At 68.3% G+C, this 14,960-nt stretch carries 8 protein-coding genes; 3 read left to right on the top strand and 5 right to left on the bottom strand.

Going from position 1 to position 14,960, the window contains the following annotated elements; translation table 11 throughout:
• From ACSAMQ_RS04370 to ACSAMQ_RS04350, 5 genes are all read right to left on the bottom strand, one after another.
• Positions 1–613 (bottom strand): biotin/lipoyl-containing protein (locus tag ACSAMQ_RS04370; RefSeq protein ID WP_435394469.1); only part of this gene is annotated, 613 nt, incomplete at its 3' end.
• A gap of 124 nt (positions 614–737) precedes the next feature.
• Positions 738–1,769 (bottom strand): alpha-ketoacid dehydrogenase subunit beta, encoded by a 1,032-nt coding sequence (locus tag ACSAMQ_RS04365; protein WP_435394468.1) that lies wholly within the window; start codon positions 1,767–1,769, stop codon positions 738–740.
• Positions 1,766–2,839 carry a pyruvate dehydrogenase (acetyl-transferring) E1 component subunit alpha gene (gene pdhA, locus ACSAMQ_RS04360; RefSeq protein WP_435394467.1) on the bottom strand — a complete coding sequence of 358 codons (1,074 nt, stop codon included), beginning with the start codon at positions 2,837–2,839 and terminating at the stop codon, positions 1,766–1,768. The genes ACSAMQ_RS04365 and pdhA overlap by 4 nt, the downstream gene beginning before the upstream one ends.
• A 708-nt stretch (positions 2,840–3,547) precedes the next feature.
• Positions 3,548–7,111, bottom strand: coding sequence for a Calx-beta domain-containing protein (locus tag ACSAMQ_RS04355; protein WP_435394466.1), 3,564 nt, complete (start codon positions 7,109–7,111; stop codon positions 3,548–3,550).
• A 196-nt stretch (positions 7,112–7,307) separates the two neighbouring features.
• Positions 7,308–10,829, bottom strand: coding sequence for a lamin tail domain-containing protein (locus ACSAMQ_RS04350; RefSeq protein WP_435394465.1), 3,522 nt, complete (start codon positions 10,827–10,829; stop codon positions 7,308–7,310).
• A gap of 220 nt (positions 10,830–11,049) precedes the next feature.
• Here ACSAMQ_RS04350 and ACSAMQ_RS04345 point away from each other — a divergent pair, with 220 nt between their 5' ends.
• The 3 genes from ACSAMQ_RS04345 (at position 11,050) to ACSAMQ_RS04335 (ending at position 14,337) form a co-directional block, all read left to right on the top strand.
• Complete coding sequence (locus tag ACSAMQ_RS04345) at positions 11,050–11,928, top strand: tryptophan 2,3-dioxygenase (RefSeq protein ID WP_435394464.1); 879 nt, start codon at positions 11,050–11,052, stop codon at positions 11,926–11,928.
• A gap of 454 nt (positions 11,929–12,382) precedes the next feature.
• Positions 12,383–13,966, top strand: a complete 1,584-nt coding sequence (locus ACSAMQ_RS04340) for a peptide MFS transporter (RefSeq protein ID WP_435394463.1) — start codon at positions 12,383–12,385, stop codon at positions 13,964–13,966.
• The gene (locus ACSAMQ_RS04335; RefSeq protein ID WP_435394462.1) at positions 13,963–14,337 is read left to right on the top strand and encodes a hypothetical protein; all 375 of its coding nucleotides are present in this window, start codon (positions 13,963–13,965) and stop codon (positions 14,335–14,337) included. Before ACSAMQ_RS04340 ends, ACSAMQ_RS04335 begins: the two co-directional genes overlap by 4 nt.
• The last annotated feature ends 623 nt before the right edge of the window (positions 14,338–14,960 follow it).

The raw sequence follows: 14,960 nt of genomic DNA, 5'->3' as shown, positions 1-14,960 counted from the left end.
GCTGCACCGGCGTTGCGCCGGGCTGGGCGCTGCCGCCCGCGGCGGCGCGCTTGACGTCGTCCATGGTGACCACGCCGTCGGCGCCGGTGGCGCGGACCCGGCCCAGGTCGACGCCGAGCTTGCGCGCGAGTGCGCGCACCGCCGGCATCGCCTTGACTCCGCCGACCGCGACCGCCTGTTCGCTGCGCACCGCGTCGGAGGACTGCATCGCACCGACGACGGTGCCGCTGTCGGCGCGTTCGGCGCCGACGGCTTCGGCGGGCTTGGCCGCGGGTTCGGCGGATACCGCAGGCGCCTGCGGCGCCGGCGCATGGCCGCCGCCGTGGTGGTGGCCGGTGTCCTGGCCGTCGGCGCGCTGCGGCAGGTTCGGGTCGATCTCGAACTCGGCCAGCATGGTGCCGGTGACGATCACATCGCCGGCGGCGCCGGCGAGCTTGAGCACCTTGCCCGACACGGGCGAGGGCACTTCGACCACGGCCTTGGCGGTTTCCATCGACACCAGGGTGTCGTCGAGACGGACGGTGTCGCCGACCTTGACCGACCATTCGACGATGGTCGCGTCGGGCAGGCCTTCGCCGAGGTCGGGGAGCAGGAAGGTCTTGGTATCGCTCATGACTCGTTCTCTGAGAGGGTGGTGAACGAAGGCGCGCGCTCGGCCTTCGTCTTGCATGCTGCGCATCGCCGGTCGGCGACCGGTCGATGCGTTGGCGGGAGCCCGTCGGGTCGAAGCGCGCGCGTCAGCCGTTGGCCATCGCGCGCTTGGCCGCGGCGACGATCTTGTCGACGCTCGGCAGGTACTTCATTTCCAGGCGGAACAGCGGGATGTGAGTGTCGTAGCCGGTGACCCGTTCGACCGGCGCGAGCAGGTCGTACATCGACTCCTCGGCCAGGCGCGCGGCGATCTCGGCGCCGAAACCGGCGGTCTTGGGGGCCTCGTGCACGATCACGCAGCGGCCGGTCTTGCCGACCGATTCGGCGATGGTGGCGAAGTCCAGCGGCTTGAGCGTGGCGACGTCGATGACCTCGGCGCTGATGCCTTCGCCGGCGAGCTTGTCGGCCGCTTCCAGCGCTTCCTTCACCTGCGCGCCCCAAGTCACCAGGGTGATGTCGGTGCCGTCGCGCAGCACGTAGCACACGTCCAGCGGCAGAGCTTCGCCGTCGTCGGCGACGACTTCCTTGTACTGGCGGTAGATGCGCTTGGGTTCGTAGAAGATCACCGGGTCCGGATCGCGGATCGCGGCGAGCAGCAGGCCGTAGGCGCGCGCCGGCGACGAGGGCAGCACCACGCGCAGGCCCGGCACGTTGGTGAACAAGGCCTCGTTGGCTTCGCTGTGGTGTTCCGGCGCGCGGATACCGCCGCCCCACGGCACGCGCAGCACCATCGGGCAGGTCAGGCGGCCGCGGGTGCGGTGACGGAAGCGCGCGGCGTGGCAGATGATGTGGTCGAGCATCGGATAGACGAAGCCGTCGAACTGCGCTTCGGCGACCGGCTTCATGCCCTGCGCGGCCAGGCCGACGGTGAGCCCGGCGATGGTGGTTTCGTCGAGCGGCGTGTCCAGCACGCGTTCCGGGCCGAACACCTGCTGCAGGCCGGCGGTGGCGCGGAACACGCCGCCGTTGACGCCGACGTCTTCGCCGAGCACCAGCACGCTGTCGTCGTGGCGCATCTCATAGGCGAGCGCTTGAGTGATCGCTTCGATCAGGGTGATCGCGGCGGGCGTGGCGACCGGCTGGGCGGTATCGACGGTGGTCTTGGTGGCGACGTTCATCGGCGGCCCTCCAGAGCGAGCACGGCGGCGCGTTGGGCGAGCAAATCCGCCGGCATGTCGGCGTAGAGATAATCGAACATGGCTTCGACCGGTTGCACCGGAGTTTCCAGATAAGCGTTGATCTCGACGTCGACCTTCTTGCCGCATTCCTCGGCCCAGGCCTTCTCGAGTTCTTCGTTCCACACGCCCTGCGCGGTCAGGTAGGCGCGCAGGCGCGGCATCGGGTCGCGCGTCCAGGCGTCCTTGACCTCGGCCTCGTCGCGGTAGCGGCGCGCGTCGTCGGCGGTGGTGTGGTCGTGCAGGCGATAGGTCATGAACTCGATCACGCTGCCGCCCTGGCCGCTGCGGGCGAGTTCGGCGGCGCGGCGCATGCCTTCGAGCACCGCGATCAGGTCGTTGCCGTCGACCTGCAGGCAGTGCAGGCCGCCGGCCAGGCCCTTCTGAGCCAGGGTCTTGGCGCCGGTCTGGGCCGAGCGCGGCACCGAGATCGCCCAGCCGTTGTTGATCACGCACAGGATCAACGGCAATTGATAAGCGCCGGCCGAATTGAGCGCAGCGTAGAAGTCGGTCTTCGACGAACCGCCGTCGCCGCAGCAGGCGACCGCGAGGTTGTTCTCCTTGCGCAGCTTGAACGCGAGCGCGGCGCCGGCGGCGTGCAGGCACTGGGTCGAGATCGGTACCGACCAGGCGAAGTCCTTGCGCGGACCGGCGAAGTCGTTGCCGCGCTCGTCGCCGCCCCAGTACATCAGCACTTCGCGCGGCTGCACGCCGCGCATGAACTGCGCGCCGTACTCGCGGTAGCTCGGTGCGAACACGTCGTCGGGACGCATCGACGCGCCGATGCCGACATGGGTGGCTTCGTGGCCGAGGCAGGCGGCGTAGGTGCCGAGCTTGCCGGTGCGTTGCAGGGCGATGGCCTTGGTGTCGAACGTGCGCACGAACAGCATTTGCTTGAACAGCGGCAGCAGCGTGTTGGCGTCCTTGAACGCGGCCGGAATCTCGGCGACGGGCCGACCGTCTGCGCCGAGGTATTGGAGGTATTCGATTTCGAACGTCGCGGCGACGGTCATCGGGGGAAGGTCCTCACAGAAAAGGGATGAGGTCCGAATCATTCCGGTCCCGGATCTAGTGCCGGGCGCGCTGGTCAGCTTCAGACTGGCTGGGTCCGGATTCTCCGTGCGAACGACGGGATTCCGGGCCGGGCTAAAGCCGCGGCGCCCGGCGGGCCGGGCGCTGCGTCATGGCGCGGATGATACCGAAACGCTTGTTAAGCGCCGTTGCGCGCTGCGACATGCAATGCGAGGCGAAACCGGCTAGGCGTCGCACTCGCGGTGTGCCGCGCGCGGGGTCAGGCGTGCGGTTCGCCGTCGCGGCTCGCGCGGCCGGCCGGCGCGTTTTCCGTTGCCGGCTGCGCACTTGCGTGCTGGTTCATGCTCGCGGCCGGGCGTTCGGCGTGGCGTCGGACGCGCAGTTTCCGGCGGGTTGCGCAAACGCAACATCGGCCGGGAGCCGACGCGCGCCGCGATGGCGGTCACGGGTCTGTACGCCGGCAGGCGCACGAGACGGCGCAGTACGGAGTGTCCGGCGCGCGTGCGGCGGTTTGCGCAGAAGCCCATTCCGGCAAAGCCGTCGGGCTCGCGCGCGGCTGCGCATGGTGTGTTTGCGATCGCGCCAAGCGCATCGCGCACTCGAACGCCGCGCAAAAAAAAGCGCGGCCGAAGCCGCGCTTTGGTTCTAACGGTCGAATCGCGCCGGGCGGCGGAGCGCCGCCCGCGGACTCACCACCACCACGGTCCGGCGAGCTGGACGTGGTGCAGGGCGAAGTCGTTGAACGGATTCGGATCTTCCACCGCCGATGCGGCGAAGCCGAGCAGGGTCAGGCTGCGATCCCACAGGCGCGGACGCGGTGCGACGACGACGAAGTCGAAACGCTGTTCGCTGCGCGCCGCGAGGCGGGCGCCGTTGCAGGTCGCTTCGAAGCCGTTGCCGTGCGCGGCGACGGTGCAGGTCCATCCGCTCGGCGCGGCGATCGAGACATTGCCCGCCGGCGCATCGCCGTACAGGTTCAGGCTCGGCAGCACCGCGACGTCGCCGCCGCGGTTGCGCACGGTGACGGCGAACTGCCCGCTCTGGCCGCCACGCAGGGCGCGCGGACCGTCGACGTCGATGGCCAGGTCGGCGCGTGCGGTGACTTCGATGCTGACGCTGGCGCCGTCGTTGCCCGGCACCGGGTCCAGCGACTGCGACTGGGCGGCGACCGCCAGGGTGGTGGTCTTGCCGATCATCGCTTCGCTGGCGACGGCCGAGAGCGCGAAGGTCGCGGTTTCGCCGTTGGCCATGCTGGTGCGGTTACAGGCGACGCTGGTCGAACCGTCGGCGACGGCCGGGGCATCGCAGCTCCAGCCGGCCGGGGCGACGACGCTCAAGGCCGGCAGTTCGGCGTTGATGGCGAAGCCGATGCCCGGATAGTCGGCCTGTTCCGGACCGGCGTTGTTCAGCGAGGCGCTGAAGTTCACCGGCTGGCCGACGCGTACCGAGGCGGTCGAGGTCGATGCGGTCACCGCGAGATCCGCGCGGCGGCGGAAGTCGATGTAGGTGATGACCGGGTCGTGGTCGGACAGGCGCGACGGCGAATCGCCGAGGCTGCGGTTGATCTCCGGGAAGTCGGCGTTGATGCGCGCGTGATCCAGCTTGAGGCCGGTCGCCGCGGCGATCAGGGCCTGGTTGGCCAGGACCTGGTCGATGGTCTGCGCATTGCCGCCGAAGGTGTAGGAGTAACGCTGGTCCGGCGTGGCCAGTTCGCCGAGGTTGCTCAGGTTCGGCTCGACCAGGTCGGCGCCGTCGCCGGGCACCGCGGTCTGATCGTCCGGCGTCGGCGTGCCGGCGACGGTGTTGATCACGTCGACGAGGCCGTCGTTGAACTCGAACGCGTTGAAGTCGCCGAGGGTGACGATGCGTTCGCCCGGATTGGCCAACTGGCGCTGCTGGATGAAGTCGGCGAGGAACACCGCCTGGGCCTGGCGCTTCATGCGCACGCGGTGGCCGGCGTCGGTGTCGAGTTCGCTGTCGATCAGCGAGCGCTGGTGGACCAGGATCACGGTGATCGGGAAGCTGCGCCCGTCGCCGTTGTGCACCACCGCTTCGAGCACCAGCGGCGGGCGATCGTTGAGCAGGGCGCTGTTGCCGTCCGGCTGGGTCCAGGTCGCGGTCTTGCCGGCCTGGGTGACCGACAGCACTTCGACCCGGGCGGTGCCGGGGGCGATGTCGGCGGTCTTGATCAGGTAGCCGACATCGATGCCGCCGATGTCGTTGCCTTCCAGCAGGTACGCCACGTACTTCGGATCGGCGAGGCCCGCGGCCACCGCGTCGGCGTTGACCCGCGCGGCGATGTCCTGGGCGGCGGCGATGTTTTCCACCTCGACCAGGCCGAGGATGTCCGGACGCTGCAGGTAGGCGATGCCGAGCGAGATCTTGTTGAGACGGCGCGCGTACGCCTCCGGCGTCAGCACCGGTTCGCCGATCGCCGGGTCGTTGGCGGCGTCGAAGAAACGCTCGACGTTATAGGCCGCGACCGTGAACTCGCTCATCGCCGGCAGGCGCGCCGCGGTAGGCTGGCGTTCCTGGGTGATGGTGGTGAGCGTGTTCGGATCGCGCAGGATGGTGTAACGGCGGAAGCCGTAATCGAGCGGACCGGTCAGGTCGGTCAGCACGGTGCCGCTGGACAGGTTGAACGCGCTGCCGCCGATCGCGTCGCTGTCGACGGTGATCAGTTCCGGATTGAAGTCCCAGCGCGGGATCGGCGGAATGCTGCCGCCGCCCGGGGCGTTGTCGGGCGCCTGGATGCCGGGTTCGCGGAACGGACGCGCCACGCCGGTGACCACGACGTTGAAGATGCCGTTGCCGCTGCCGGTGGCGTTGGCTTCGTTCTTAGAGCCCTGGGTCGGCGACACCACGGTCGCGCTCGGGATGGTCACTCGCATGCCTTCCAGACGCTCGAGCTGGTCGAGGCCGCCGGACGGATCCGGGAAGGTCGGGCTCAGTGCGATCGGGGCGGGCAGGGTGTTCGGGCCGATCACCGGCGGCGCGGAGATCAACACCACCTGCGGGGCATTGCCGAGCTCGGTGAGCGGGGCCTGGCCGGGATCCGCGCCGGGCACGAACTCGATCACGCTGGCGTTGACGCGCACGGTGTTGCCGACGGCGGCGACGGCCGGCGGCGCGCTACCCACGAACACGAACACGCCTTCGGAGGTGGCCGGATCGGCGTCGGCCTGGCTGTCGGGCGTCTGCAGGAAGAAGCCGTTGCTCTTGCGGCCGGTGACGATGCCGCTGGTGTACACGCGCTGGCCGACCAGCGGCGACTGCGCGCCATTGCCCTGGATGGCGTGGATCGGCGTCAGCTCGACTTCGTCGGTGACGATGGTCGCGAGCGCTTCGGCATCGCCGAGGTTGGCGCCGACCGGCGCACTGAGGCGGACGAAGAAGGTCTCGTCGTTTTCGTTGACGCTGTCGTCGGTCACGTTGACGACGATCGTCGCCGAGCTCGCGCCCTGCGGAATCGTCAACGTGCCGGAGAGGGCCTCGTAATCGCTGCCGGCCACTGCGGTGCCGTCGGCGGTGGCATAGGACACGCTGACGCCGTTCGGACCGGCCGCTTCCGACAGGCTCACGGTGAACGCGAAGCCGGGCGCCGATTCCATCTGGCTGACGTCGGCGATGCCGACCACCGGCAGGTTGGCGCCCGCGCAGGAGAACGCGACGCTGGCGCGGTTGCGCGGCGCCGGTGCGGCGGTGTCGAAGTCGGCACCGTTGACGTTGCTGTCGGTGCAGCCCTTGCCGGCGCGCACGGCGGCGAGGACGGCGCTGATCGTCGCGGTCGGCTGGCTGCCTTCGGCGCAGTTGGACGCGCTGCCGTAGCCGACGAAGTCGACGCTGCCGAGCGGGCAGCTGCCGCTCAATGCGGTGTTGTGGTTGACCAGCGCGACCTTGCCGGCGCCGGCCGCCATCGGGATCGTGCCGACCGTATCGGGCGCCGGCAGATCGACCGAACCGCCGCTGCCGTCGGCCTGCTTGACCAGGTAGTAGGCGCCGGGCGCGAGGCTGCCGCTGAGCGCGGTACGCTGCCAGGTGGTGCCCGCGCTGGACGCGTATTGCACGCTCCAGCCGCTCAGATCGACAGCGGTGCTGCCGTTGTTGTGCAATTCGATGAAATCGCTTTTCAGCGTGGCGCCGGAATTGCCGCCGCCGCCGTAGACCTGGCTGATGACCACCTGTGCCTGCGCCGACCCGGCCGCCGCAAAGGCCAATACCGCCGCCAGCAGGCGGCCCCCGAACTTATCCATGTTGATCCCCATGTGAACGCCTGGATCCCCCCGGAAGCAGACGGAGGGGATTGTGCCTCAATGCTCACTTTTTGGCGTTGCAAGCGCATGACGGCCCGGAAAATCGCGAACCTCGTCGCATTCAGCCGGCGCGGTCGCCGCCCGGGACGGCCCGGGCGGCGCCGAAGCTCCCCGGCTCGCGCCGGGGCGGGTTGGCTCAGGGCTGCGGTGCGCCGCCCGGGGCGAGGATCCGCAGGGTGGTCCGGGCGGCGTTGTCGGCCGCGTCAGGATCGGCCGACGAGGACGTCACCGAAGCGGCGAGCTCGACTGTGCGCCCGGCCATCGAGGCATCGGTCGCGGCGCGCACATGGAACCACTGCGAGACATGGCCGGTGCTGTCGACCGATTCACCGGTGCAGGCGAGGCTGGTGTGATCGCCCTCGATCACAGGCGCCGCGCAGCGCCAGCCCGGCGCGACCGCGCTGACCTCGAGGTTCGGCCAGGCCCCGGACAAGGCCAGGCCGAGGCCGACCTGGCGCGCCCAGTCCGGACCGGCGTTGTCGACCGACACCGACAATTCCAGCGGACGGCCGGCTTCGAGCGTGTCGCCGCTCATCGGCCCGGCCCACACCGACAGATCGGCCTGGGTGCGCGGCACCAGCCGCAGGTGCAGCGGGTCGACGTCGCCGGCGCGGATCGGCGAGTCTTGCGCATCGCGCAGTACCGCCGGATAGCCGGCATTGTTGCGCAAGCGCTGGACCTCGATCCGGTCGGTGGCGCCGATCAGGCGTTCGTCGGCGAAGGCGTGCTGCAGTTCCTGGCGGCTGCCTTCGTCGATCGAGGAATAGCGCTCCGATTCGGGGGCGGTCGCGGCGAGCCTGAGCAGGTCCGGGTCGAAACGGTCGACGCCGTCGCCGAGCACCATCGTGCTCACGCCTTCGGTCGGCCGGCCGGTCAGGGTGCCGATCGGGTCGACCAAGCCGTCGTTGAACGCATGCGCACCGAAGCGGCCCAGCAGCAACAGCGGCGGCGCCTCGGGATCGCTTTGCTGTTGCCGCACCCAGCCGGCGATGAACTCGGCCTGCAGATGGCGGCGATCGCGCTGGCGTTCGGCCTCCGGCGCGTCGGCCTCGCTGCCGGCCATCGGCGCCAGTTGCACCAGCAGTAAGCGCTGGCGGAGACGGTGGCCGTCGATGGACTGGGCGATGGCATCGATCCTCAGCGGCGCCTGATCGAACAACAGCGGCGAAGGGCTGCCGCCGCTGTTCGGCAGCAGCGCATCGCGGCCGATCTGGGCGATGTGTTCGACGACCACGCGCGACCCCCAGCCGCCGACCTGCTCGCTGCGCGCAAGCAGGCCGAGGTGCGGCTTGAGCGGATCGACGTTCGGCAGAGCGATGGCGCGGTATCGCGGATCGACACTGCCCGACGCGACGGCGTCGCGATTGATGCGCTCGGCCAGGCGTTGCAGCAGGGCCTCGTTCTCGATGCCGGCGATCGCGACCAGGTCCGGCATCAGCAGGCTCTCGCGCAGGCTGCGCGAGAGCTTGCCGAGACGGCGTTCCAGCGCCGGCAACGGCGTGGTCGGCTGAGCGGAGCCGGGCGGGCTGTACTCGTCGTAGAGATCGCCGAGGTCGTAGCTGACCACCGCGACCTGGCGCTGTTGCGGGTCGCCCGGTTCGATCCGCGGCGGCGCCGGCAGCGACGGGCGCACGATCAATTGCGCATCGTGCTGCAGCGCCACGGTGTAGCGCCCGCTGCGCTGATCGAGCGGGCCGATCACCCCGTCGATACGGGTGTCGATCGCGACATCGAGCGGCGCGTGGCCGTCGTCGTCGCTGTCGACGCCGATCACCTCCGGGTTGCCGTCCCAACGCGGCAGCCAGTCCTGCGGCTGGCCGTGGAAGAACGGCCGATAGCGCGTGCCCGGCTCGCGCATCGGCGCCGGCTGATCGGGCGGGCCGAGCGCGACATGGAATCGGCCGTCGCTACGGGTGCGGTCCTGCATCGCATCGAAGCTGCCGCCGGTCGGGCCGACCACGCGCACCTCCGGCAAACCCACCCGCATCCCTTCGAAGGCTTCGTAGTCGGGCGCGCCGAACGGTTGCCACGGCAGCAACGGCGCCGGCGGCAGCGGTCGCGGCGAGTTCGTGAGCAAAACGATCGCCGGCGAGCCGGCGATCGCGGTCATGCTGCCGCGCAAGGAGGGGCTGCCGGTGTCGGACAATTCCGCCACCGTGCCGGACGCGCGCACGCGCAAACCGCGCCATTGCGGGTCGGGACGACGCCCGGTCTGCACGAACAGGCCCTGCGAGGTCTGCGGATCGCCGTCGCTTTCGAACTCCTCGCTCTGCAGATAGAAACCGTCGTCGCTCAGCGCGGTGACGAGGCCTTCGACCGAGACGAATTCGCCGCGCAACGGCGAGACCGCCTCGCGGCCTTGCACGGCCGCGATCGGCACCACCCGCAGATCGTCGTCGACGATGGTGACCAGGCCTTCGAGGTTGGCGCTGCCGTCGTCGGCGATCGCGCCCGACAGGATCTGTGCCCTGATCCGGACCGTTTCGTCGCCTTCGTAGCGGGTGTCGCCGCGCACGCCGAAACTGACGTGGGCGCGATCCTGGCCTGGGCCGATCACCACTTCGTAGTCGAACGGCAGATAGTCCTCGTGGATCGTCGCCGAGCCGCCTTCGGCCGACCTCAGTCGCACCCGCACGCCGCCGCTGCCGGCAGGACGGTCCAGGCGCAGTTCGATCGGGAACGGCGCGATGTCGAGGTCGCCTTCGTTGATTGCATTGCTGTGCAAAAACAGGCGCGGCGGCAGGGGGTGCGGATCGTCGTCGACGATGGTCGCCTGCAGGTTGAGGTAGTCGCCGTTGGCGGTGACCGCGCCGGAATGGACCTTGATCTGCAGGACGACGGTTTCGTCGCCTTCGCTCAGCAGGTCGCCCTTGACCGGCAAGGCGAAGGCGGTCTCGGTCTGGCCCGGGGCAATGCTGCCGCGCAGATCGATGGGCAGGTAGTCCTGGTCCGGCGTTGCGCTGCCCTGGCCGTTGCTGAAGGCGCTCCAGCTGACTCCGTCGGCGCCCGCGGGACGATCGAGCTTGAGCCGGAACACGAACGACGCGATGCCATCCTGCCCCTCGCCCTGGGTCACGTCGATCGCCGACAACCGAGGTGGCGGCCCGGGCGGGCAGACCCGTCTCGCCGAGTTGCGGGTGCGCGGCGTTGGCGCGCCGAGGGCGAAGTCGATCGAGTTGGCCTGCGTGTCGACGCATCCGCCGTCCCTACGCAGTTGCGCCGTGACCAGGCCGCCTGCCGGCGCCGTCGCCGAACCTTCGGCGCAGTCGATGCTGCCGTAACCGAGGAAGTCCACCGAACCGGTCGGGCAGGAGACGGCGATAGGGCTGGCGTGATTGACCAGCGCCAGCTTGCCGGTGAGGTGATTGAGCGAGACGTTGCCGGTGAGATCGTAGGCGCTCAGCGCGGTCGAGCCGGTCGAGACGCGCTGGCGGACCAGGAAGTAACCGCCGGGTGCGATGACGCCGCTGAGCGGCGTGCGTTGCCAGCCATAGGCGCCGCTGAGCGACGTGTAATGCAGGCTCCAGCCGCCGAGGTCGACCGCGGCGTTGCCGTTGTTGTGCAGTTCGACGAAGTCGGCGTTGTAGCGTGCGCCGCTCTGGCCGGCGCCGCCGTAGACCTGAGAGATGACCACCTGTGCCCCGGCTGCGCCGGACACGGCCAAAGCGATACCCGCCGCGAGAGCGCGGCTAGCGAGTCTGTGCATGGATTCCCCTGATGAATGCGCCTGCGGGACGTGCTGGGCAGGCCCGGTCATTATCCGTTTCGGGCGTCGCACACGTCGCGACTGATGGCCGTAACTGCTTGCCGGCGTTACGAAAGCCGACCCCGGTGCGGGCGATGCGTTACGCTTTGCGCCCCTGCCGCGAGTGCCGCCGATGTCCGTCGAGAAGAACCAGCGCGAACTGGAAGCCGGTATCCATACCGACCTGTCCGGGCGCATCAGCTACGGCGGCTATCTGCAACTCGACCGGCTGCTGTCGGCCCAGCGCGCGCTGTCGGACCCGGCCCATCACGACGAGATGCTCTTCATCATCCAGCACCAGGTCTCGGAGCTGTGGATGAAGCTGATCATCCACGAGCTGAGCGCCGCGCTCGATCACCTGCGCCATGACCAGGTCTGGCAATGCCAGAAGGTCCTCGCGCGCTGCAAGCAGGTGCTGCGCCAGCTGACCGAACAATGGTCGGTGCTGGAGACCCTGACGCCGTCGGAATACATGGGCTTCCGCGAAACCCTGGGGCCGTCGTCGGGCTTCCAGTCGCTGCAGTACCGCAGCATCGAGTTCATGCTCGGCAACAAGAACGAAGCCATGCTGCGGGTGTTCGCCCACGATCCGCAGGGGCAAGTCGCGCTGGAGAAGGCGCTGTCGTCGCCGAGCCTGTACGACGAGTTCCTGATGTATCTGTCGCGCTTCGGCCACCCGATTCCGGCGGTCCACCTCGAGCGCGACTGGCGCCAGCCGCACGTCAGCGACCCGGCGCTGCAGCCGGTGTTCGAGCGCATCTACGAAAACACCGACCTGTACTGGCGCGAGTACGCCCTGTGCGAGGACCTGGTCGACCTGGAAACCCAGTTCCAGTTGTGGCGCTTCCGCCACATGCGCACGGTCATGCGCATCATCGGCTTCAAGCGCGGCACCGGCGGTTCCAGCGGCGTGGGCTTCCTCAAGCAGGCGCTGGAACTGACCTTCTTCCCGGAACTGTTCGAGGTCCGCACCAGCATCGGTCCGTCCCAAGGCTACGGCGCCGGCGGCTGAGGCAGGACGGCTGGATTTTCTGCAGCTCTAGGGTAGGAGCGGCGCAGGCCGCGACCGCGCCGCCGCACGCGTCGACGCAAGGTTGGTGGAACCACTGCGGGAGCTTGCGTAGGCGTGGGTGTGATTAGGCCCCATCGCCGTCCCGCCGCTCTTGGGTAGGAGCGGCGCAAGCCGCGACCGCGAACCCACCAGGCCGCCTCGCCGGGACCGGGTGTCCAGACGCGGATCTCCCGGTATCCCGACGCCCCAGACCGCCGCAACCGCGCACCTCGAACCGCCGTATCGCGCAAAATTCTCCCCCGTTCAGCGCCTCACAAGGGTGAATGTTGCGCCGCAACAACCGGCAATCCCGTCAATAAAGGTTTGACGGGACCGGTCCGTGCCGGTAAATCTCCCCGACCCGTGCCGTGGGCGTGGGATTTTCATTCAGTTTCGACACGACAGGGGACACCGCATGAGCGGAGCCGCGATACCGACCCAGGGCCAAGCGCCCATACCCGAGTTCAAGCAGATGCTGGGGCACCCGAAGCCCCTGTGGATGCTGTTCATGACGGAGTTCTGGGAGCGCTTCGCGTTCTACGGCATCCGCTGGGCGCTGGTGCTCTACATCGTGGCCCAGTTCTACAGCGGCGATGCGGTCGGCGAGGCGCCGGCCAACCGCGTCTACGGTGCCTACCTGGCGCTGGTCTACGCCGCGGCGATCTTCGGCGGCTACATCGCCGACCGGGTGCTCGGCTATCAGCGCTCGATCCTGCTCGGCGCGGTGATCATGGCCTCGGGCCTGTTCCTGATCGCGATACCGAACGAACAGATCTTCAAGCTGGGCCTGGCCACCATCGTGGTCGGCAACGGCCTGTTCAAGCCGAACATCTCGACCATGGTCGGCAAGCTCTACGGGGTGACCGACGGCCGCCGCGATTCGGGCTTCACCATCTTCTACATGGGCATCAACGCCGGCGCCTTCATCTCGCCGATCCTGACCGGCTGGCTGGCCGAGCAGGTGTTCGGCACCACCACGATCCCGGCCTACAAGGTCGTGTTCATGGCCTCCGGCGTCGGCATGCTGATCAGCCTGGTGTGGTTCTGGTTCGGCCGCCGCCAACTCGAAGGCATCGGCCGCCCGCCGGAAGACAAGGCCGGCAAGCAGAAGGTGCTGTACGTGTTCCTCGGCGCGCTCGCCGCGATCCCGGTGGTGTACTTCCTGCTCGCGGTCGGCGCGACCACCCTGCAGTGGGTGCTGCTGGCGATGTTCGTGGCGCTGTGCGGCCTGCTGTTGTTCGAAGGCTTCCGCGAGGGCTCGGTGCAACGCGACAAAGTCATCGCGATGCTGATCATCTTCACCTTCAACATCCTGTTCTGGATGTTCTTCGAGCAGGCCGGCAGCTCCTTCACCTTCCTCGCCGACAAGATCGTCGACCGTCAGTTCGACGGCGGCTTCGTGTTCCCGAACGCCTGGTTCCAGTCGGTCAACTCGCTGGCCATCATCACCCTGGCGCCGCTGATCGCCTGGATCTGGGTGGCGATGCGTAACGCCAATCCCTCGATTCCGCGCAAGTTCGGCCTGGGCCTGATCTTCAATGGCCTGGCCTTTCTGCTGCTGGTGGTGGTGCTGACCCCGCTGGTGATCCCGGCGTTCGGCATCGACAGCCTGCCGTCCTGGCTGAAGTGGGCGCCGTCGGTGTCGCCGGATTCGCCGTTCGCGGCCGCCCCGGGCAAGGTGCCGTTCTGGTCCTTGTTCATGGTTTACGTCATCCAGTCGATCGGCGAGCTGTGCCTGTCGCCGATCGGCCTGTCGATGGTGACCAAGCTGGCCCCGGTGCGCCTGGTCGGCTTCGGCATGGGCGGCTGGTTCCTGTCGACCGGCATCGGCAACAACCTGTCGGGCATCTTCGCCGGCGTGGTCAGCGGCGAGAAGGGCATGGACACCTCGACCGCGCTCACCGGCTACGGCTTCGGCTTCATCGTCCTGGTCGGCGCCGGCCTGCTGCTGTTCCTGATCGCCCCGCTGGTGCAGAAGTTGATGCACGGGGTGAAGTGACCCCAAGCCGCGCTTTCGCGCGGCGGTGCGGCGAACGAAAAGACGACGGCTACGGCCGTCGTCTTTTTTTGTGGGTCGGGAGGGATGCTGTAGTTGCCGTTGCCGTTGCCGTTGCCGTTGCCGTTGCCGTTGCCGTTCCCGTTCCCGTTCCCGTTCCCGTTCCCGCTGCCGTTGCCGTGCGCCGCTACGCATTAGCGAAGGCAGTAGAAGACCCGGAGGGCGGCCTGCATGGATGCAGGCCGTTTTTCATCGGGACAAGGATGTCCCGTATGAAAATCACCGCGTCGGCGTCGAACGTGCGGGCCCTTGATTCAAAACAAAGCAACTTCTTTGGTTACCTTTCTTTTGTTGCTTTAGACAAAAGAAAGTAACCCGCCGCTTTAGTGGCGGAAGCTTTGGGTTTGATCTTGATCTTTGATCTCGTTCGATGAGCGATGCGCCGCAAGACCGCCATAGCGATGTCGCGGCTTGCGCCGCTCCTACCCTGGCGAAAGCACGCCGCTTCGACGAATGGCGACGGCCTCGTTATCTTTGCGCGTTCCGTGGTCGAGACTTACGTCGCTCCTACAGGGGACAGAGCCGTAGCGACATGCTGATGCGGTAGCTCCCGGGTAGGAGCGACGCAAGTCGCGACCGCGCCGTCTCCGGTCGCTGCGTCACCGGCCTTGAGGCGGTAAAGCAACATCAACAGCAGAGCTTCCGCCCCCCTAAAGGGTGCGGGTAACTTTCTTTTGTCCAAAGCAACAAAAGAAAGTCACCAAAGAAAAGTGCTTTTCCTTGCAAGGGCACAAGCCCGCGCGATCGCAGCCGACGAGGGAGGCTCCAGACAAGCCATCCCTGGCCTGCTTGCGCACGCCCCGCATCCCTGCGGGCCGCCCTCCGGGTCTGCTTTTGACCGCAAAGCGGCCAAGCAAAGCCGCAAGCAAAGCCGCAAAGCAAAGCGGATCAAAAATCACGGCAAAGGCAAAGGCAAAGGCAAAGGCAAAGGCAAAGG

Source organism: Lysobacter sp. 1R34A (assembly GCF_051217035.1).
Classification (GTDB): Bacteria; Pseudomonadota; Gammaproteobacteria; order Xanthomonadales; family Xanthomonadaceae; genus Lysobacter.
The sequence above is the reverse complement of the archived record's forward strand: the minus strand, read 5'-3'. Positions and strand labels throughout refer to the sequence as shown.